The sequence below is a fragment of the Chryseobacterium geocarposphaerae genome, assembly GCF_002797535.1.
Classification (GTDB): Bacteria; Bacteroidota; Bacteroidia; order Flavobacteriales; family Weeksellaceae; genus Chryseobacterium; species Chryseobacterium geocarposphaerae.
The window spans coordinates 1,972,973-1,992,286 of record NZ_PGFD01000001.1; the positions used below are offsets into that span (position 1 = coordinate 1,972,973).

Below are 19,314 nucleotides of genomic sequence, written 5' to 3' on the forward strand. Positions count from 1 at the left end.
ATCTTTTAATCTTTAAATTTTAAAAGTTATTTTTGTAAAAAATTCAAAATATGCCTTTAAAAGCTGTTCTTTTCGATATGGATGGAGTGATTGTAGACACAGAGCCATTGCACAGGAAAGCTTATTTTAAAACCTTTGACGAGTTGGAAATTACGGTTTCCGAAGAATTATATACCTCTTTTACAGGAGCTTCAACAAAAAGAGTTTGCGAAACATTGATTAATGAATTTAATCTAAATCAAACTCACGAAGAAATTGCCAAAAGCAAAAGAGATTATTTCAAGGATTATTTTTACAATGATGAAGAATTTGATTTGATTCCCGGTGTAAAAGATCTTATTCAGCATTATTTTGAAAACGGAATCAAACTAATTCTAGCTTCTTCAGCCACCATGACCACCATCAATATGGTTTTTGAAAAATTTGACCTTGAAAAATATTTCAGCGGAAAAATAAGCGGTGCCGATTTAAAAGAATCAAAACCCCATCCGGAAGTATTTTTGTTAGCGGCAGAAATGTCGGGTGAGCCTGTTGAAAACTGTATGGTCATTGAAGATTCCACCAACGGAATTTTAGCAGCACACCGGGCAAAAATTTTCTGTGCGGCATACAGAAGCCCACATTCTAAAAATCAGGATTATACTTTGGCAGACACCGTAGTTTCAGATTATGAAGATCTTCAATTAGATAAAATTTCAAAGTATTTTTAAATAGAAAAAGCTCTCAAAATTTGAGAGCTTTGTTTTTTATTGAGTCTGTCATTCTTAATAAAATAAAATAAAATGAATGAAGATTCTATTTTTAGATTTCTCCTATCGTCGAAATGACAGTGATATGTTTAGGTTATTTATAGCCAAGAATTTTCAATACATCTTCTGGTTCCTGCTTTTCACGGAAAATTTCATATTGTAATTCGCCATTTTCATCTTTCTGAATCAAAATGTGTCTTGGCTGTGGCATCAGACAGTGATGAATTCCCCCAAATCCACTGATGGTTTCCTGGTATGCTCCTGTATGGAAAAATCCGATATATAAAGGCTTTGTATCACTGAAAACAGGTAAATAAATGGCATTTGTGTGCTGTTCAGAGTTATAATAATCATCCGAATCACAAGTTAATCCTCCTAAAAAAACTCTTTCATAAGTATCTTCCCATCTGTTCAGTGGAAGCATAATGAAGTGTCTTGAAATCGCCCAGGTATCAGGAAGAGTGGTCATGAAAGATGAATCAATCATATTCCATTTTTCTCTGTCATTCTGACGTTTTTGGGAAATAATTTTATAAATATTCGCACCACTTTCTCCAACCGTAAAGCTTCCAAACTCAGTATAAATATTTGGTTCCTCAACTCCTTCTTCTTCGCAGAATTTCTTGATCTGAGAAACAATTTCCTCCACCATATACTGGTAATCGTAATCGAAATTCAAAGAAGTTTTGATCGGGAAACCGCCACCAATATTTAATGAATCAACTTCCGGAGCAATTTTTTTCAAACGTGCATAAACACGAAGGCATTTATACAATTCATTCCAGTAATAGGCCGTGTCTTTGATTCCCGTATTAATGAAGAAGTGAAGCATTTTCAGCCTTGCATTCGGATGTTCAGCAATTTTCTGGCTGTAATAAGGAATAATATCTTTATATCCGATTCCTAATCTTGAGGTATAAAATTCGAATTTCGGCTCTTCTTCAGAAGCAATTCTGATCCCGATATCGAATGTTGTATCGATGCTTTCTGTAAGTTTATCCAACTCCCGGTAATTATCCAGGATTGGAGTAATATTTTCAAAACCATTGTTAATCATATCCGAAATTTTCGCCAGATAATCATCAGTTTTAAAACCGTTACAGATAACTTCAATATTTTTATCTACTTTTCCGTTTTCGTAAAGAGATTTTACGATATCCATGTCATAAGCAGAAGAAGTTTCTATAGAAATGTCATTTTTCAGCGCTTCTTCCAGTACAAATTTGAAATGACTTGATTTTGTACAGTAGCAATAGGTATAATTCTTCTTATATTCGGTTTTCTCAAAGGCTTCCTTAAACCAGCTCTTAGCTTTCTGGATATTTTGAGAAATTCTCGGCAGGTAGCTAATCTTTAGCGGAGTGCCAAATTTTTCAACAACATCCATCAACGGAATGTCGTGAAACAACAAATTGTTCTCAGAAACATTGAACTCCTCAGTAGGGAAATACAACGTCTGATCAATAAGTTCCGAGTATTTTATTTTCATTTCTAAACAAGTGAATTAAGAAATGCAAAATTGCTAAAAAAGTTTGATTTTTTAACGTTAAATTTATTATAAATTTTCAGGCGTTTTGTAATGAAAATTTCACTCTGATTATTAATATGTAAACTTCTGAATATATTCTTGTCGCTTATTTTCAGAAATTCCTAAAACCTTTTGAATATAGTTATCAATCGAGCCGTATTCTTTATTAATTTCGTTAAAGGCAGCATCCAGATAATCTGTTTCTACCCAGCTCAGTTTTTCTAATACTTTGACATCCATTTTCGGATAGAAAAAGTGGAGATTATTAGCCAGATTCAACCTTTTATCCACTAATTTTTCCCTGTAATTGTTAGACAAAAGGTAATCATTATAAATCGTTTCTTTATCGAATTTTAAAATGGTCAGAATCAAAGCCGTTATAATTCCCGTTCTGTCTTTTCCTGCGGTACAGTGGTATAAAACAGGCTGATCCGAATCTAAAATTTCAGTGATTACTTTTTTGATAATTTCAGGATTTTCCGTCACATAATTCCTGTAAAATTCAAGCATTCTTTTATCTGCATCTGAACCATCAACTTTTCCTTTTAAAACCAGTTTTTTAGCCTGGTCCAATTGATCGCCTTCATCTTCAAAAGCAGAATAGTTCTTATAAACAATATCACCTGGAAGATTATCCGGTTTTTGAGCAATTTCTTTTGAATTTCTGAGATCAATAATTTGTTTGATTCCTAATTTTTCAAGCTCGTCAAAAGATTTTTTCTTTAGCTTATTGAGATGTGCGCTTCTGTAGAATTTTCCTTCTTTTAAAGTTTGCCCGTCAATATTTTTAATATTTCCAACAGTTCTGAAGTTATGAACCTTTTTAATTTTAATATCATTTTCTATTTCATTTTTTCCGTATTCCGGTACGGAAAATTGCTGCGTTTTACAGGAGAAAACACAGACTGATACAATAAGTAGAAATGATATTTTAATAACTTGTTTCAAAGATTATAAATAATTTTTCCCGATAAAAATTAACAGATCTCCATTTTCATATTCAATAGAAACTTCATCTTCAATGGCAAAATTTCTTGTCCCGATTCTTGAAGTGATGCTTAAACTTCCGTTTGTTAATGGCCAGTTTAATCCTTTTGTGGTAATGTTCTCAACTGCCGGAAATGGGTACAGTGAAATCATTTTATCTTTTACGCCCTTTACACTATATCTTTTAGGGATAAAATAATATTCAGAAAATTCGTCATAAAACTTTATATTCAACTGACCTTTAAAGCTAAAGGCAACGGTAAGATTTCCTAAAAAATGATCCTGCTCTCCTCCGCTTCCACCAAACACATCAACATGGGTAAAGCCTTTTTCCAAGATGATCTCCAAAGCTTTATAAAAATCTGTACAGTTCTGATCTGGCGTATGAATAAACTTTTCTTCATAAATATTTTCATCGGCACCAGAATGGGAATCAAAATCTCCGGAAATAAAATCCAGTCTTTTCAGTGGGAAATCCAGATTTTTCAAATAGTGAAAAGCTCCGTCCGTACAAGCGATCAATCCATAATTTTCAAGACCCGGAAAAGATTTCGGAGCATCCCCGTTGATGAAAAGTAATGCTTTATTTCCCATTTAACTCCTTTTTTATTACTTCCACTACATTTGGGTTTGTAGTAATTACCCATTTTTCAACATTTCTTCCAGGTCTGTTATTTTCTATTTTTTCTACAAAACTTTTAACATTAATAATATTTTCTGCGTCAGGTTGTAATTCAATATATTTCTTATATGTTTCTATCATCCTGTCAACTTCATCATAGGATAAACCTTCCGTATAAAGCAAATTTTGATAGGATTTTCCCAAATAAAAATTTACGGCAAAATACTGTTTTGAATGTTTGTCAATCAAATTATATGATTTTTCAAAATAAGATATAGCTTTTCTAAAATCCGATTTTTTTTTCGAAAAATTATTAATTCCTCCATACCAAAGAGCAGCCGGGAATGATGGATCTTTTTTTAAAACTTCAACAATTACTTTTTCAGCCTGATCATTTTTATTTTGCTTTATTAAAGTTAAAGCCAATTGCGATTTAAAAATCAAATTATCAGGTTCATGCTTTAATCCTTCACGAAAAACATTTTCAGCCTCTGAAAATTTATTTTCAGATATAAGAACATTTCCATTATCAAGATAATTCTGTGAAAAAGACATTCCAGAATAAAATACTAATAATAAAAATATTTTTTTCATTTTATCTTTCATTCGGATTCCAGTATTCTTCCGGTTCGTTATTGATTTTTGAAATATACCTTGCTAACACAAACAGGTAATCTGAAAGTCTGTTCAGGTATTTAATCAGTTCCGGACGTACTTCCTCCGATTCGTTTAAGAAAACTAAAGAACGTTCTGCTCTTCTGCAAATCGTTCTTGCGGCATGTAAAAACGTTGCCGATTTTCCACCTCCGGGAAGAATAAAATATTGTAAGGGTTCCAATTTTTCATCAAAAGCATCCATCCAGTTTTCCAGTTCTTCAATTTCAGTTTCAGAAATAATTAATGGTAAACGGGATTTTCCATTCGCCAACATCAGTTTATCTACGGGAGTTGCCGCTTCTGAACCTACCGTAAATAAATCGAACTGGATTTTCTTTAATTGCCTTAAAACGTCCTGATCCTCAATATGGCTTTTGGCAATTCCAATGAATGAATTCAGTTCGTCTATATTTCCGTAACTGTCAACTCTTGCACTTGCTTTTGAAACCCTTGTTCCGCCATACAAAGCAGTCTGACCTTTATCTCCTGTTTTCGTGTAAATTTTCATAGTACTAAATTACTTTTTTCTCATTAGGCTGACAAATGTTTTTGCTACTCTTACTTTGCAGACAAAATTCAATACAACGTTATATTTAGATGTAAAATATTTTATATTTGTAATGTAATCTATCAATTTTAGTATGAGTTCCATAGAGTTAGTATTGCTTATAATTTCTATTCTGACATTTATGTTTTTCAGCTTTTTTAGTTTATTTAAAGCCAAAAAGAAAATGAAAAGTAAAAAAATAGGAGAAAAAAAGGAGGGCATCCAAAAACTTAAAAGTGTAGCAAATGAAAGTTCTACACAAAGCGTACTAGAAATAGGATTAAATATTTTTAAAAATCTATTTTAAACTAAACAATCCAATGATGCTGATTTCTAATTATACTCAAACTACAATACTTTCAACAAATAAAAATGACCGATTTATTCGGTCATTCTCAAATTATTTATTTACCTCTACGTATTGTAATACGGTCTGGTTCTTGGGATTGTAGATAATCGTACTGTTGTTTGGAAATCGTTTTAACCTGTAATATTCAATACTTTTATCATTTTTAATATCATCCAGAAAACCGGAATCAACTGTATTTTCAGGAAGAAATTTTTCTATAAAACTGATTTTATCAATGATGCTTTGCCCGTCAATTTTTCTCGCAGTTTTATCCGATTTGTTTTCATCAGTAGTCGGCTGACTTTCTAAAAATGGAATTAAAGTCGCTTTATCCGCCTTATATTTGAAAACAAAACCTTCTGAACCATTTGGAAATCTGAATTTCTTTCCTGTTCCTTCCGAAATTATTGCTTTGTCAGCTCCCGGAAAAACCTGATTAAACTGAACATCCTCAGAATTGGTTAGGGAATTTATAGATTCGTTGACGGTCTTTTTTACTGTCTCTTCAACTGCTTCCTGAGCTTTTTGCTGAACAGTTTCAGTTGTTTTCTGGACAGTCTGATCAATTTTTTCTTCAATTTTATTACATGACATTAATAAAAATGCAGGTACAATCGCCAAAATAAGCTTCTTCATATTTTTAAATTTCGTTACAATTTACAATTTTATTAATTCATTTGTTTATCTAACGGAAAAGTACAAACAGATATTTTAGTAAAAAAATAAATTTTTTTTCATTGCCAAAATCCTACTGACAAACTGTTGTCATAACCCCGGTTTATCTTTGTATCAACAATAACAAACAATATTAAAATTATGACAACTACAGCAACCATCACAAAACAATTTATGACCTCTGAACAATTATTAGAGCACTGGCAAGGTCACAGAAATCTGACAAGAAGGGTCATCGAAATGTTTCCTGAAAAGGAATTATTTGAATTTTCTGTGGGAGGAATGAGACCATTCGCAAAACTGGCGATAGAGCTAATCAGCATCGGAGGACCGGCTTTGAAAGGAATCGTTGACAAAAACATGGAGGCTTATAACGAAGAAGGTTTTGCCCCGAAAACAAAAGAAGATATTCTGAAAAAATGGGATGAAGAAACTGAAACCATCAATACTTATTTTGCTCAGATTTCGGAAGAACGCTTCCAGGAGACTTTCAATTTATTTGGTCAGTATGAATTCCCGGTGTATCAGAATATTTTGTATTTCGTAGATAATGAAATCCATCACCGTGGACAAGGGTATGTTTATTTAAGAGCTTTAGGAATTGAACCTCCTTTTTTTTGGGAGAGATTTTAGGACCTTTAATGTCTTTATGGAGACTAAAATCTTTAATTAAATTTAATCTTAAAAATCAATCCTGATTAATTAAAGGGCGGAAATGCATGCTATACATTAAATTTTGACAAACCATTTTGTAATTGCAGATTCGCCTTTTTTGCTTGAAAGCCATCTTCAATTTAATTAATATTGCTAAAAAACCTCAACAGTTTTTGTTGAGGTTTTATTGATGTTTACCGGATATTTTGATTAATAACTCATTCAGTTTTTCTTTCAGACTTTCTGGTTCTAAAATGGTCGCATAATCTGCAAATGTAATCAGCCAGCGAGGAAATCCATCTTTAATCGACTCTGTTTCGAACGTCAATTCCACCATTCCATTTTCCGCATCAGTTTCTTTAGTTAATCCATAATATTTTTTAGAATTCACCAGAAATCCCATGATTTTTTTCTCGACTAAAAGCCTTACAGTCGTTTTATTACCATTACTGTTTTTCCTGTAATCGTTGATTTGTCCATACTCACCCAGAAACGGATTCTGCGTTTTTGAAATTTTTAAGATTCTGTCAACCCGGAATTGCCTGAAATCATTTCTCAACGTACAGAAAGCCATAATATACCAATAATTAAACTCAAAGAAAACACCTACCGCTTCGATAGTTCTTGTTGAAATGTTATCGTCAACCGTTTTATATTCTATGATTAACTGGTGTTTTTCTGCGATACTTTCCAAAATAGTCGGAATCACATCTTTTATAGTGTCTTCCGTTTTTGCATGATACTGAAAGATATCAATCTGTTTTTCAATATTCTGAATTAAATTCCTATCGGAATATTTTAATACGGAACGTACTTTTTCCATCGCTGTCTGATAATGACTTCCCAAACTCTGATGGGAGAATTTCTGCATCAGTTTTTCTGCTGTGATGAAGCTTAAAACCTCTTCTTTCGTAAACATTACGGGCGGAAGTTTGTAACCATCCATAAGAGAATAACCGCTTCCGGCTTCCCCAACAATTGGAATCCCTGCATTTTCCAATGTTTTTACATCCCGATAAATGGTACGGACACTTACATCAAATTTTTGTGCAAGATCCTGTGCTCTTACAATCGGTTTTGATTGTAATTGAGTGAGAATGGCAGTAACCCGGTCGAGTTTTTTTAGGTAATGGTCGTTCATTAACTGTTTTAATATATAGCAAAAATAATTTCTAAAAATTAATTATCTTTAAAAGTATTCACCAGTTTATCCAAATTAAGACTTCTGGCAGAAGCATCAAAAATTTCTCTGTAAGTCCCATTGATTTGTACCAACTCATCATGAGTTCCGCTTTCCACTACTCTTCCTTTTTTCATTACATAAATTTTATCGGAATCCAAAATCTGAGATAAAGAATGAGAGATGATAATTACCGTTCTGCCTTCTTTTATGGCATCCAGAGAGTTCTTAATCTGTTCGGTGGCAATTGCATCAAGACTCGCAGTAGGCTCATCAAGGAAAATAATCGGTGGATTTTTCAGGAATAATCTTGCAATGGCAATTCTCTGTTGCTGCCCTCCTGAAAGTTGGGTTGCATCATGATTGTATCCATCAGACAAATCCAGAATTTGTTCATGAAGATAGGCCTTTTTTGCTGCTTCCTCAATTTCTTCAAAAGTTGCATTCATATTTCCGTAACGGATATTATCTTCAATACTTCCCTGAAAAATATGGTTTTTTTGAAGTACCAATCCGAGATCATTACGCAGAAATGTATTATCAAAATCATTCAAATTAACATTATCCAGAATAATCTCCCCCGAATCAGGCAAATAAAATTTACATAAAAGATTAATGATGGTTGATTTCCCTGCTCCACTAAGACCAACCAGAGCAGTAGTTTTTCCGTTTTCAATCCTCATGGAAACGTTATGTAAAGCCTGTGTCCCGTTGGGATAGGAAAAGTTGACGTTTTTTAATTCAAAATTCCCTTTGATTTCTTTTTCTACAAAAGGTCCGTTAGGTTCTTTTTCATTGTCTGCATTTAGAATATCAAAGTATCCTTCCGCATAGATCATCGCATCGTTCATATCATCATAAATTCTGTGAAGCTGACGAATGGGAGCCGAAACATTATTAAAAAGCATGATATGAAGCATAATAGCTCCGATGGTCATTTGCTGATCCAATACCAGATAAACCGTTAATAGGATAATTAAAACCACTCCAAACTGTTCGATGAAAGTTTTCAGCCCATCATAAATAAAGTTTGTTTTTCGGGTGAACATCTGGCTTTCCATCAACTGCATCTGTAAATCGTACTGTTTTTTACCTTCAAATTTTTCGCGGACAAAACTTTTAATCACCATGATAGAGTTAATTAAATTCAAAAGCCCAGAAGTTTTTTGCTCCCGCTGATTTCTCAATGTTCTTCTCACTCCGCTCAGTTTTTTTGCCTGCAATGAGCTTACGTAAAAATATATCGGAACAATAACCGTAGAAACAATTCCTACATACACATTTTGCAGGTACATAATGATCAAAGCAATAATGGCATTGGAAAATAAAGGTAACATATCGATGAAAAAATTCTGAACCAGTCTTGTCAGACTCTCAATTCCACGATCAATTCTTATCTGCAGCTTTCCGGACTCGTGGTTTTCATCATTAAAATAAGCCACTCTGTATGTTAAGATCTTATCAATGGCTGATTGCGCTAAAACTGAACTTACATTGATTCTAATTTTTTCTCCGTAAAATTTCTGTCCGAAGTTGATAAAAATATTCAATAATTCTTTCCCTAGTAAAATTACAGAGATCAATACCAGAACGTGAATTCCTTCTGACATAGGATGCGGAAGATGGGTCAGTTTTGTAACTTCATCTACGGTATATTTTAGTACCAACGGATTGACCTGTGCCGCCAGAGCTCCTAAAAATGTAAGAAACAGAGTTCCATAAATCATTAATCGATAAGGCCTGATAAACGGGACAAGCTGTTTGTAAATACCGAATAAAGTGATGGTTCTGTTGAAGGGTTTTACCATGGGAATTATTTTAACTAAAAAACGTACCGTTTTACAGAGAAAAAGGTACGAATTATATTATTCTTTTAGTTTTAAATTATATTCTTAAAAAAATTATTGATCTTGCTTCCATTTATCAACAATTTCAAAAATCTCTTTTCCAAGCTTTAATCCTTTATCGCCAGTAAAAATATTCCATTCCGCAGTGGGTTTAAACCAACTCCACAATTGTGTAAAATCAGCCACATTAGAACCTTCCGCCTCATAAAATTCATCGATAAAATTTTCTTTAAAAACAGTAAATTTTCCATCAGAATTAGATAAAGTTATTTCATTTAAAAGACTCTCTGCCAAATATAATTTAGCAAACAATTCTTTAATACGATATTCTTCAAAATAATGTTGTTTAGAATAAAATTTACCCTTCAAAAGCTTCTGTTGTTAAGTAATGTAATTCAGGCTTACTTGCAGCTTCAGATTCTGCTTTTGCCTGTTCTAAGGAATAAAGAGAGTTAATTTCTTTCTTCTGAAAAACAAAGGAGTTATTGGCATTTTTATCTACCACATCATTGAAAATATACTGAATCTCCGAATTTCCCAATGAAGCAAAACTGATATCTTCAAAGCCATGCATCAATCTGAGATCATCAAACTGGGCAAAATTTTCATTAACAAAACTTTGCAGCTGAGCTTTTGAATCAAAATTTCCAGCCCAGATATTATAAGCGTAGCTTTTCTTCTTCGGTTTGTCGAAAATACTTTGGTAGACGAAGTTTTCTCCCAAATAAGCTTCCCTTACCTGCGGATCGTTTGCCAGTTCTTCAGGAAGTCCTTCTTTCAAAATTCTTCCTTCAAACATGATATAAGTTTTATTGGTAATTGCCAACGTCTGCTGTACATTGTGGTCGGTAATCAGAATTCCGATATTTTTATCGGTAAGGCTTCTTACAATCTTCTGAATATCTTCCACCGCAATCGGGTCTACCCCCGCAAAAGGTTCATCCAAAAGAATAAAGCTTGGATCTGTTGCAAGACATCTTGCAATTTCGGTTCTACGTCTTTCTCCTCCGGACAAAAGGTCCCCCCGGTTTTTACGGACGTGCTGCAAAGAAAACTCTTCAATCAGCTCATCACATTTCATCTGCTGTTCACGTTTTGAAAGTTTCGTCAGCTGTAGAACACCCATAATATTATCTTCTACAGAAAGTTTTCGAAATACGGAGGCTTCCTGAGCCAGATAACCGATTCCCTTCTGGGCTCTGCGGTACATAGCATCTGTTGTTATCTCCTGTTTATCCAGAAAAATTTTACCGGAAGTGGGCTTAACCAATCCTACAATCATATAGAATGATGTTGTTTTTCCTGCTCCGTTGGGACCAAGCAATCCAACAATCTCACCCTGCTGAACCTGTACTGAAACACCTTTTACAACCTTTTTAGGACCGTATTCTTTGATTAAGTTTTCTCCTCGTAAAATCATAGCAGCAAAGATAAAGTTTTTTTGAATGTAATTTTTAGATTAGCGTATACCGATAAAAGTTTTATGATATTTTAAAATTGAACCCGGTAATTTTTAATTAATTTTATAAACTAATCAACAATCACAATACATATGGAAAATAATCAGCAGTTAACCGAACTTTTAGCCTTGGATCTGGGCATCAATATTACCAACCGAAGGCCATATGCAAAAGAGGTTTTCAAATGGCAGGACATCGATCTCCTTCCGCATTCTTCTGCAGATACGCTGCTCTGTGAAATTTTTGAATGGAACGGAAGAAACTGGCGAACTACAGGAAATAATCTTATCGGCTTTTTATTCTCAGATACCAATCTTAATACTATTAAAAACCAACTGATCAATGCTCCCAAACATCCGGCTTTGATTCCTGATTTTGAGTTTACCAAGGACAGCATGATAGAATACGGACTTTCGCTGCCATCATTATTTAATATTGGTGTGAATGGAAATATTAAAAGTGCCAAAAGCTTTTCGGTACGGGTAAACGGAGTTACCAAATCCAGAATTACCAATATAGATTCTCCCGGAATTGAAATTTTAAGAAGCTATTCTGAATTTACCCAAAATAAACCTAAAACTTATCGAAAAAATATCAAGTTCAATTATTTAAGTACCTCTTTATTCTATGCAGAAAGCGTGGAAATTTATCTTGAAAAAGAATCCGGAGTAGGATTAGACGTAAGTTTTCAAACCCAAGATGTAGAAGTAGATGCGAAAATTGATACGGATACCAAGAAACATTTTGTATTAAAATATTCAGGAAACCAGTCGCCTTTTGCTGCAAAATTTACCAAAGGAAAAGATTTCAATATTTCTTAAAAAAATGGGGGAATTTCAAGATTGAAATTCCCCCATTTTTTTTATGTTCACATGCCTGTGTTATTATCTATTTAAAATCATAGCAGCTTCTTTTGCAAAATATGTAAAAATCATATCTGCTCCTGCTCTTTTAAAACATGTCAAGCTTTCAATAATCGTTTTATCATTATCCAGCCAACCGTTTTGAGCCGCTGCCTTTACCATGGCATATTCTCCACTTACATTGTAAACCGCTATCGGAAGATCAATTGCTTTACGAACTTTCGAAACGATATCCAAATACGGAAGTCCCGGTTTGATCATAATAATATCTGCTCCTTCTTCCACATCTTTGAACACTTCGTTCAGTGCTTCACGGGAGTTGTGAAAATCCATCTGATACGTTTTTTTATCTTTCGGAATTTCCATATTATCTTTTGGAGCACTATCTAAAGCACTTCTGAAAGGGCCATAGAAAGAACTGGCGTATTTTGCAGCATAACTTAAAATCCCCACATCGGTAAATCCGTTGTCTTCTAATGCCTCACGAATCGTCAGAACTCTTCCATCCATCATGTCACTTGGCGCCACAATATCAGCTCCTGCCTCAGCATGAGACACCGACATTCTTGCCAATGCATCATTTGTAGCATCATTCAGGATTTTTCCGTTCTCAATAATTCCGTCATGTCCGTAAATTGAATAAGGATCTAAAGCCACATCAGGCATTACAATCATTCCTGGAATCGCATCTTTAATTGCTTTGATCGTATTCTGCATCAGCCCGTCTTTATTCCATGCCTCTTTACCTGTATTATCCTTAAGATGATCTGACACTTTCATATACAAATTGACAGATTTTACTCCTAAAGAAAACAACTCTTTACATTCTTTTACCGTAAGATCTATGCTCCTCCTAAATATTCCCGGCATCGACGGAATGGGTTCCTGCTTGTTTTCGCCCTCCATTACGAAGATTGGCATTACAAAATCATCGGTGGTAAGTGTATTTTCTCTTACTAAACTTCGGATAGATTCGTTTACTCTAAGCCTTCTGTTTCTTGAATGTATCATTTTTGGAATACTTTTTGAATAAGTTTATGCAAATTTAATACAAGTTCTATAAAAAAGTATTGCAAGAGATTATAGAATTAGTTATTTTTGTTATGATATATTACGAGAAATTATAATTGAATGAAAAAATTTTTACTTTTATTTATATTCCTAGGCGTATTTGTTGGATTTTCTAGCAATTTACAAGCTCAACAAAGAGAGCCTTCTTCCATCTCACAAAAGTCTGATGATGGTATCATCGTAGCCTATCCAAATCCTGCTAAAGATTATCTGGTAGTAAGAGCAAAAGATGCATCTCTTAAAGTAAAGAATGTAACTTTTTACTCTATCCTGGGAACTCAGGTAGCCAGCTATAGCATAAATATGAACTCCGGAGAAATCAATATTGAGAAATTAAAACCCGGAAAATATCTGATCCGCTACATTTTAAGCGATAATACTCAAAAGGTAACACAAATCGTAAAACAATAATAGTAAATCCTGATAATCATCAGGATTTTTTCTTTTCCCATTAATTCTGTTTTAATAATTCCGTAACTTTCGGAACTTTATTATACTAATTAAGTAAAAACAAATTAATGCTAAAAGCTGAACATATTAGAAAGACCTATAACGCCGGTAAAAAGGTGGCTTTGGATGATTTCAGCATCCATGTTCCGAAAGGAAGTATTTATGGTCTTTTGGGCCCGAACGGAGCCGGAAAAACTTCTTTCATCCGTATCATTAACCAAATTACTCAGGCTGATTCAGGAGAGATTCAAATTAACGGAGAAAAGCTGAATCCCAACCATATCAAAAACATCGGTTACATGCCTGAAGAAAGAGGGCTATACAAAAACATGACTGTTGGTGACCAGCTTCTGTATTTCGGAGAGCTGAAAGGGATGAGCAAAAATGATGCTTTAGCCGAAGCAAAAAAATGGTTTGACAAACTTCACATCGACCAGTGGTGGAAGAAAAAACTGTCTGAACTGTCTAAAGGGATGGCTCAGAAAATCCAGTTTGTAGTCACTGTACTTCACAGGCCGCATCTTTTAATTTTAGATGAACCTTTTTCTGGTTTTGATCCTGTAAATGCCAATTTGATTAAAGATCAGATTATCGATCTTAAAAATAACGGAACTACGATCATTCTTTCTACTCACAGAATGGAAAGCGTGGAAGAAATGTGTGATTATGTTGCATTGATCAACAATTCTAAAAAGATCATTGATGGAAGGGTGTTTGATGTGAGAGAAAAATTCAAGAAAAATATTTTCGGGATCACGCTTTCTGAAGTCAATGATTCTCAACTGGAGAGTTTCAAAAATAAGTATGGGATTTTTAATATTACCTCTGAAAACAATCTGGTTTCTTTTGATTTAAAAAATGAAGCCGATCAAAACAATATTCTTTTAGATCTTGTACATCTAGGAAAGGTACGTGCTTTTGAAGAGAGAATCCCGAGCATGAATGAAGTGTTTATCAATGCCGTAAGTAACCATTCTTAATTTTATGAATAATATTTTTTTAATTACTAAAAGAGAGTTTCTTACTCAGGTTAAGAAAAAATCTTTCATTGTGCTGACTTTACTGGCTCCTATCCTATTAATTGCATTTGGGGCGGTAATCGGACTGATGTTCAAAGCCAATGAATCTCACAATATCATTGAAGTGGTAGATAACAGCGGTCTTTTTAAAAATGAACTGAAATCTACCGACAAAATAGAATATAAAATCATCCCATCTTCTGAAGAACAGTCAAAAGTAAATACTCTTAAAAGCAACGAAGCAATAGATGGAATTCTCGTTCTTCCTCAGGTACAGAATGGAAATTATGATGAGTTTCAGAAAAATACCAGGCTGATTGTCAATACCAAAATCGGGCTTGATACTAAGCAGCGTATCATTTCTGATCTCAGCAATGTCATTAAAAAAGAAAAAATAAAGCAGTTGGGAATTTCTGAGACTCAAATTGATGATCTTGATAAAGGTTTTACCCTTAAAACGATCAATGTTTCAGAAAACAATAAGGAAGATTCCGATCTTGCTTTAGGGGTAAAAAGCGTATTGAGTATGCTTTTAATGTACGTTACCTTCATGTTTATCATTATTTACGGGGTAAGAGTGATGAGAAGTGTTTTAGAGGAAAAAAACAACCGTGTTGTCGAAATTATTATTTCTTCGGTAAAGCCTTTTGAACTGATGATGGGAAAAATCCTCGGGGTAACCTTAGTTGCCTTAACTCAATTTATCGTTTGGATTACGATGTCTGTAGTTGGAGCTTTGGTTTTAAATACAGGATTTTCTTCCATGCAGAAAAATATTCCGGGGGGTGAGGATGCGGTGATGAGTAAATTGGACATTACTCAAATTGCCACTCAGGTTTCGCATAGTTTATTAGAATTAAACTTCCCTTTAATTATTTTTGTATTCATCATCTTTTTCCTTTTAGGATATATCTTTTACAGTTCAATTTATGCAGCAATCGGTTCAGCTGTAGATAATGAAACGGAGACGCAGCAGTTTACTTTATTTGCTGTATTACCTTTAATGCTGGGAATGTATGGAAGCTTTTCTTTCATCAATAATCCGGACGGGCCTCTTGGTTTCTGGTTATCAATCATTCCGTTTACTTCTCCTGTGGCTATGATTGCAAGAATTCCTTACGGAGTTCCTGTATGGCAAATTGCTTTGTCTATTGTATTGCTTTTAGGAACTACTCTTTTCATGATATTCCTTGCAGGGAAAATCTACAGGGTAGGAATTCTGATGTATGGAAATAAAGCGACTTTAAAAGAAATCTGGAAATGGATTAAAAGTTAATCATAAACATATCTTTATCTAACAATAAAAAAATCCCGGAAATTACTTTCCGGGATTTTTTTATTTTTTACTGAAATAATTTAATTAAAAATATAGCTTAGGCCTAAGCTCAATACCTGTTCAGATTTTTTCTTAGAGGAATTGGGATCCAATTTTGATTCATTCAAATCAGGATATGTATTAGACAGTCCTAAATCATATTTAAAAGCCACTTCCAGCTGTCTTTTGTAGCTATATCCTATTCCAAGCCCAATTCCGAAGTTAAAGGAATTCGCTTTTCCTTGCGCGTCTTCTCTATAAATATCTTTGGACTCATTTTTTACAGTTTGATCTATCAAGAAATTAAATCTCGGGCCTACCAAACCAAAGAACTCAGATTCAGATTCTGAGAAATACCCTTTAAAAAATACAGGTACACTCAGATAATTATTGGCATATACTGCATCATAACCCTTCATCCCTTTAGCGTCTTTATCCTTTCCTGTTTCTCCGGCGCCATAGTATAGCACTTCAGGTTGAAGATAAAACTGATTCGCTTTTCCAATAGGAATAAGGGCCAAAACACCGCCCTGGAATGTAAATCTTGGTCCGGAGGGATTATGTGCATTTTTAACTCGGGAATAATTAAGTCCGCCCGTAACTCCGAATCTTGTACTACTGAAGTCTATTTGTGCAAAAGATAAAGTAGACAGAGCCAATGCTGAGGTTAATAAAAGTTTTTTCATTTTGATATTGAGTTTTTGTATCGTTTATTTTTTTAATTGTTTAAAGATAGTAATTATTCTAATTTTCTGTATAAAAATTCAAAAAAAAGCCTCGTAAAAACGAGGCTTATACTTTATTTTTAAGAAGAAATTATCCTAATATTTTTGCTACAGTAGCACCAATATCAGCAGGAGAATCTACAACGTTGATTCCGTTTTCTCTCATGATTTCCATTTTAGCCTGAGCTGTATCTTCTGCACCACCTACGATAGCACCTGCGTGTCCCATTGTTCTTCCTTTAGGAGCAGTTTGCCCAGCGATAAACCCTACAACTGGTTTTGTAGAACCACTAGCTTTATACCATCTTGCCGCTTCAGCTTCTAATCCACCACCAATTTCACCAATCATTACAACCGCTTCAGTTTCCGGATCGTTGATGAACAATTCTAACGCTTCTCTTGTCGTTGTTCCGATGATTGGGTCACCACCAATACCAATTGCAGTAGAAATACCGTAACCAGCTCTTACAACCTGGTCAGCAGCTTCATAAGTAAGAGTTCCTGATTTAGAAACGATTCCTACTTTACCTTTTTTGAAAACAAAACCTGGCATAATACCAATCTTAGCTTCTTCAGAAGTGATGATTCCAGGACAGTTTGGTCCGATCAATCTGCAGTCTCTGTCAGCAATGTAAGATTTTACTTTTACCATATCTGCTACAGGGATCCCTTCAGTAATACATACGATAACTTTGATACCTGCTTCTGCAGCTTCCATAATTGCATCTGCAGCAAATGCAGGCGGTACGAAAATGATACTTACATTAGCTCCAGCTTTTGCTACAGCATCAGCAACAGTATTAAATACAGGCTTTCCTAGATGCTCGCTGCCTCCTTTTCCCGGAGTAACACCACCTACTACGTTTGTTCCGTATTCGATCATCTGGCTTGCGTGGAAAGTACCCTCGTTCCCTGTAAATCCTTGTACAATTACTTTAGAATCTTTGTTTACTAAAATTGACATTTTATTGTTGTTTTAATTTATTTTTATTTTTTATTAATGCTCACAAATTTACTTATTTTTCTTTGATTTCGGATAAAACTTTCGATTTGTTTATTTGAGATTTCTCAGTTTTACTTCTTTCTTCAGATATGTTTTAAAATCTTCTGCAAACATCCCGATATAGGTTCCTTTTTCAAGATCTCTGTTGACCCCGGTTTTCCCTAAAAGCACAGATCCGCTCTCAATTTTATTTCCGGAAGCAATTCCTACCTGTCCCCACAATGTAACCTCATCACCGATTACACAGCATCCTGCAATTCCTACCTGTGAAGCGATCAGACACTTTTTACCAATAATTGTATCGTGACCGATCTGAATCTGATTATCTAAAACAGAACCTTCGCCAATAATCGTAGAATCTGTAACTCCTCTGTCAATCGTACAGCCGTTTCCGATTTCAACATTGTTTTCGATGACAACATTTCCTACGGAAATCAAACGATCGAAATTTCCATTTAATTTTCTGTAATAGAAGGCATCACCACCTAAAACGGTATTGGACTGAATGACAACATTATCACCAATAACGGTTCTGTCACCGATCACAACATTTGGGAAAATAAGGGTATTTTTTCCGATCTTCACATTGTTTCCGATCACTGCAGAATGGTGAATATGTGTCCCTTCTCCAATTTCAGCATCATGAAGCTCTTCCCTGAAATTATATATTCTCGTAAAATGGGTATTAATCTTATTGAAATCTCTGAAAGGATCTTCAGAGATTAAGAGAGCCTTCCCTTCCGGGCAGTCTACTTCTTTATCAATTAAAATAATTGTTGCCGGAGAATTTAAAGCTTTATCGTAATATTTAGGATGGTTTACAAAAACTATTTCTCCCGGTTTCACCATGTGAATCTCATTAGTTCCTAATACTTCAAAGTCTTCTGAACCAACAAATTTTGAACCGATAAGATCTGCAATAGTTTTCAGTTTTTGTGGAGAATGAAATCTCATAACAATTGATTTTCTTATAAAACAAAATTCGGAATGCAAAGGCAAACCGAATTGATGTAAATTTTATTTAAAATTATTCTTTTACTCTTTCAAGGTAAGAACCATCTTCAGTGCTTACTTTGATTTTGTCTCCCGGTTCAATGAACAATGGAACCATTACTCTTGCTCCGGTTTCAACGATAGCATTTTTCAGGGCATTTGTTGCTGTGTTTCCTTTTACTCCCGGATCTGCTTCTACAACTTCTAAATAAACAGACTGTGGTAATTCAGCAGAAAGCGGAGTTTCATCAGCTTCTTTCAGGATGATTGTAACTTCTTCACCTGCTTTCATCAGGTTTGAATTTTCAATCATTTCTTTATTTAAATATAATTGAGAGAAATCATCATTATTCATGAAGTGGAATCCATTCTCATCATCATAAAGATACTGATATTTTCTTGTGATCACTTTTACCTCATCGATTTTGTGTCCTGCAGAGAAAGTGTTATCAATTACTTTTCCGTTTGTTACAGACTTTAATTTTGTTCTTACGAAAGCAGGTCCTTTTCCTGGTTTTACGTGAAGGAACTCGATTACTTTATAAATATCATTACTGTACTCAATGCACAGACCTTTTCTGATATCGTTACTTGTTGCCATTAATGTATATTATCTTTTT

Annotated in this window: 20 protein-coding genes and 1 pseudogene; 6 read left to right on the forward strand and 15 right to left on the reverse strand. The window is 34.2% G+C overall.

Annotated elements, in window-relative coordinates; translation table 11 throughout:
- Positions 1-50: 50 nt before the first annotated feature.
- Complete coding sequence (locus CLV73_RS08730) at positions 51-710, forward strand: HAD family hydrolase (protein WP_100376449.1); 660 nt, start codon at positions 51-53, stop codon at positions 708-710.
- A 133-nt stretch (positions 711-843) separates the two neighbouring features.
- On the opposite strand, the gene CLV73_RS08735 is transcribed toward CLV73_RS08730, so the two are convergent.
- The 6 genes from CLV73_RS08735 to CLV73_RS08765 all read right to left on the reverse strand — a co-directional run bounded on the left by CLV73_RS08735 (position 844) and on the right by CLV73_RS08765 (position 6,075).
- Positions 844-2,238: a type III PLP-dependent enzyme domain-containing protein gene (locus CLV73_RS08735; protein WP_100376450.1), complete on the reverse strand. Its 1,395-nt coding sequence runs from the start codon at positions 2,236-2,238 to the stop codon at positions 844-846.
- Positions 2,239-2,349: 111 nt separating this feature from the next.
- Positions 2,350-3,225 carry a tyrosine-protein phosphatase gene (locus tag CLV73_RS08740; RefSeq protein ID WP_100376451.1) on the reverse strand — a complete coding sequence of 292 codons (876 nt, stop codon included), beginning with the start codon at positions 3,223-3,225 and terminating at the stop codon, positions 2,350-2,352.
- Between the two features lie 3 nt (positions 3,226-3,228).
- Positions 3,229-3,858: a thiamine diphosphokinase gene (locus tag CLV73_RS08745; protein WP_100376452.1), complete on the reverse strand. Its 630-nt coding sequence runs from the start codon at positions 3,856-3,858 to the stop codon at positions 3,229-3,231.
- Entirely contained in the window at positions 3,848-4,480 is a 633-nt protein-coding gene (locus CLV73_RS08750; RefSeq protein ID WP_157798766.1) for a tetratricopeptide repeat protein, read from the reverse strand. Before CLV73_RS08750 ends, CLV73_RS08745 begins: the two co-directional genes overlap by 11 nt.
- Position 4,481: 1 nt before the next feature.
- On the reverse strand, positions 4,482-5,051 hold the full coding sequence (locus tag CLV73_RS08755; protein WP_100376454.1) for a cob(I)yrinic acid a,c-diamide adenosyltransferase: 570 nt from the start codon (positions 5,049-5,051) through the stop codon (positions 4,482-4,484).
- Between the two features lie 439 nt (positions 5,052-5,490).
- The gene (locus tag CLV73_RS08765) at positions 5,491-6,075 is read right to left on the reverse strand and encodes a hypothetical protein (RefSeq protein WP_100376456.1); all 585 of its coding nucleotides are present in this window, start codon (positions 6,073-6,075) and stop codon (positions 5,491-5,493) included.
- Positions 6,076-6,255: 180 nt separating this feature from the next.
- Between CLV73_RS08765 and CLV73_RS08770 the strand changes: the two genes are divergently transcribed.
- A complete protein-coding gene (locus CLV73_RS08770; protein WP_100376457.1) occupies positions 6,256-6,747 on the forward strand; it encodes a DinB family protein in 492 nt (163 codons plus the stop codon).
- 205 nt (positions 6,748-6,952) lie between these two features.
- Here the strand turns inward: CLV73_RS08770 and CLV73_RS08775 are convergent, their stop codons facing one another.
- The 4 genes and pseudogenes from CLV73_RS08775 to lptB all read right to left on the reverse strand — a co-directional run.
- Positions 6,953-7,909: a helix-turn-helix transcriptional regulator gene (locus CLV73_RS08775; protein WP_100376458.1), complete on the reverse strand. Its 957-nt coding sequence runs from the start codon at positions 7,907-7,909 to the stop codon at positions 6,953-6,955.
- A 38-nt stretch (positions 7,910-7,947) separates the two neighbouring features.
- Positions 7,948-9,675, reverse strand: a complete 1,728-nt coding sequence (locus tag CLV73_RS08780; protein WP_100377026.1) for an ABC transporter ATP-binding protein — start codon at positions 9,673-9,675, stop codon at positions 7,948-7,950.
- 174 nt (positions 9,676-9,849) lie between these two features.
- Positions 9,850-10,164, reverse strand: a complete 315-nt coding sequence (locus CLV73_RS08785; protein ID WP_100376459.1) for a hypothetical protein — start codon at positions 10,162-10,164, stop codon at positions 9,850-9,852.
- A gap of 325 nt (positions 10,165-10,489) precedes the next feature.
- Positions 10,490-11,215: pseudogene (gene lptB, locus CLV73_RS08790) on the reverse strand (LPS export ABC transporter ATP-binding protein); the annotation flags it as partial.
- Positions 11,216-11,347: 132 nt separating this feature from the next.
- Here lptB and CLV73_RS08795 point away from each other — a divergent pair.
- Entirely contained in the window at positions 11,348-12,076 is a 729-nt protein-coding gene (locus CLV73_RS08795) for a hypothetical protein (protein WP_100376461.1), read from the forward strand.
- A 63-nt stretch (positions 12,077-12,139) separates the two neighbouring features.
- Here the strand turns inward: CLV73_RS08795 and hemB are convergent, their stop codons facing one another.
- Positions 12,140-13,129, reverse strand: coding sequence for a porphobilinogen synthase (hemB, locus tag CLV73_RS08800; protein ID WP_100376462.1), 990 nt, complete (start codon positions 13,127-13,129; stop codon positions 12,140-12,142).
- A gap of 120 nt (positions 13,130-13,249) precedes the next feature.
- On the opposite strand from hemB, the gene CLV73_RS08805 reads away from it, so the two are divergent.
- The 3 genes from CLV73_RS08805 (at position 13,250) to CLV73_RS08815 (ending at position 15,934) form a co-directional block, all read left to right on the forward strand.
- Positions 13,250-13,600: a T9SS type A sorting domain-containing protein gene (locus tag CLV73_RS08805; protein ID WP_100376463.1), complete on the forward strand. Its 351-nt coding sequence runs from the start codon at positions 13,250-13,252 to the stop codon at positions 13,598-13,600.
- Positions 13,601-13,707: 107 nt separating this feature from the next.
- Entirely contained in the window at positions 13,708-14,619 is a 912-nt protein-coding gene (locus tag CLV73_RS08810; RefSeq protein ID WP_100376464.1) for an ABC transporter ATP-binding protein, read from the forward strand.
- A gap of 4 nt (positions 14,620-14,623) precedes the next feature.
- The gene (locus tag CLV73_RS08815; protein ID WP_100376465.1) at positions 14,624-15,934 is read left to right on the forward strand and encodes an ABC transporter permease; all 1,311 of its coding nucleotides are present in this window, start codon (positions 14,624-14,626) and stop codon (positions 15,932-15,934) included.
- Between the two features lie 80 nt (positions 15,935-16,014).
- Here CLV73_RS08815 and CLV73_RS08820 read toward each other — a convergent pair whose 3' ends face one another.
- The 4 genes from CLV73_RS08820 to efp form a co-directional block, all read right to left on the reverse strand.
- Complete coding sequence (locus tag CLV73_RS08820; protein ID WP_100376466.1) at positions 16,015-16,659, reverse strand: porin family protein; 645 nt, start codon at positions 16,657-16,659, stop codon at positions 16,015-16,017.
- Positions 16,660-16,789: 130 nt separating this feature from the next.
- A complete protein-coding gene (gene sucD, locus CLV73_RS08825; protein ID WP_100376467.1) occupies positions 16,790-17,662 on the reverse strand; it encodes a succinate--CoA ligase subunit alpha in 873 nt (290 codons plus the stop codon).
- A gap of 90 nt (positions 17,663-17,752) precedes the next feature.
- On the reverse strand, positions 17,753-18,655 hold the full coding sequence (locus CLV73_RS08830; protein ID WP_100376468.1) for a UDP-3-O-(3-hydroxymyristoyl)glucosamine N-acyltransferase: 903 nt from the start codon (positions 18,653-18,655) through the stop codon (positions 17,753-17,755).
- Positions 18,656-18,728: 73 nt separating this feature from the next.
- Complete coding sequence (gene efp / locus CLV73_RS08835; protein ID WP_027379799.1) at positions 18,729-19,295, reverse strand: elongation factor P; 567 nt, start codon at positions 19,293-19,295, stop codon at positions 18,729-18,731.
- Positions 19,296-19,314 lie beyond the last annotated feature (19 nt).

Bases quoted from the DNA above. Each gene is read 5' to 3' on its own strand.
- sucD (WP_100376467.1), bottom strand. From the start codon at position 17,662: ATGTCAATTTTAGTAAACAAAGATTCTAAAGTAATTGTACAAGGATTT.
- CLV73_RS08820 (WP_100376466.1), bottom strand. From the start codon at position 16,659: ATGAAAAAACTTTTATTAACCTCAGCATTGGCTCTGTCTACTTTATCT.
- CLV73_RS08765 (WP_100376456.1), bottom strand. From the start codon at position 6,075: ATGAAGAAGCTTATTTTGGCGATTGTACCTGCATTTTTATTAATGTCA.
- CLV73_RS08830 (WP_100376468.1), bottom strand. From the start codon at position 18,655: ATGAGATTTCATTCTCCACAAAAACTGAAAACTATTGCAGATCTTATC.
- CLV73_RS08735 (WP_100376450.1), bottom strand. From the start codon at position 2,238: ATGAAAATAAAATACTCGGAACTTATTGATCAGACGTTGTATTTCCCT.
- CLV73_RS08805 (WP_100376463.1), top strand. From the start codon at position 13,250: ATGAAAAAATTTTTACTTTTATTTATATTCCTAGGCGTATTTGTTGGA.
- CLV73_RS08745 (WP_100376452.1), bottom strand. From the start codon at position 3,858: ATGGGAAATAAAGCATTACTTTTCATCAACGGGGATGCTCCGAAATCT.
- CLV73_RS08815 (WP_100376465.1), top strand. From the start codon at position 14,624: ATGAATAATATTTTTTTAATTACTAAAAGAGAGTTTCTTACTCAGGTT.
- CLV73_RS08730 (WP_100376449.1), top strand. From the start codon at position 51: ATGCCTTTAAAAGCTGTTCTTTTCGATATGGATGGAGTGATTGTAGAC.
- efp (WP_027379799.1), bottom strand. From the start codon at position 19,295: ATGGCAACAAGTAACGATATCAGAAAAGGTCTGTGCATTGAGTACAGT.
- hemB (WP_100376462.1), bottom strand. From the start codon at position 13,129: ATGATACATTCAAGAAACAGAAGGCTTAGAGTAAACGAATCTATCCGA.
- CLV73_RS08755 (WP_100376454.1), bottom strand. From the start codon at position 5,051: ATGAAAATTTACACGAAAACAGGAGATAAAGGTCAGACTGCTTTGTAT.
- CLV73_RS08750 (WP_157798766.1), bottom strand. From the start codon at position 4,480: ATGAAAAAAATATTTTTATTATTAGTATTTTATTCTGGAATGTCTTTT.
- CLV73_RS08810 (WP_100376464.1), top strand. From the start codon at position 13,708: ATGCTAAAAGCTGAACATATTAGAAAGACCTATAACGCCGGTAAAAAG.
- CLV73_RS08795 (WP_100376461.1), top strand. From the start codon at position 11,348: ATGGAAAATAATCAGCAGTTAACCGAACTTTTAGCCTTGGATCTGGGC.
- CLV73_RS08775 (WP_100376458.1), bottom strand. From the start codon at position 7,909: ATGAACGACCATTACCTAAAAAAACTCGACCGGGTTACTGCCATTCTC.
- CLV73_RS08770 (WP_100376457.1), top strand. From the start codon at position 6,256: ATGACAACTACAGCAACCATCACAAAACAATTTATGACCTCTGAACAA.
- CLV73_RS08780 (WP_100377026.1), bottom strand. From the start codon at position 9,675: ATGATTTATGGAACTCTGTTTCTTACATTTTTAGGAGCTCTGGCGGCA.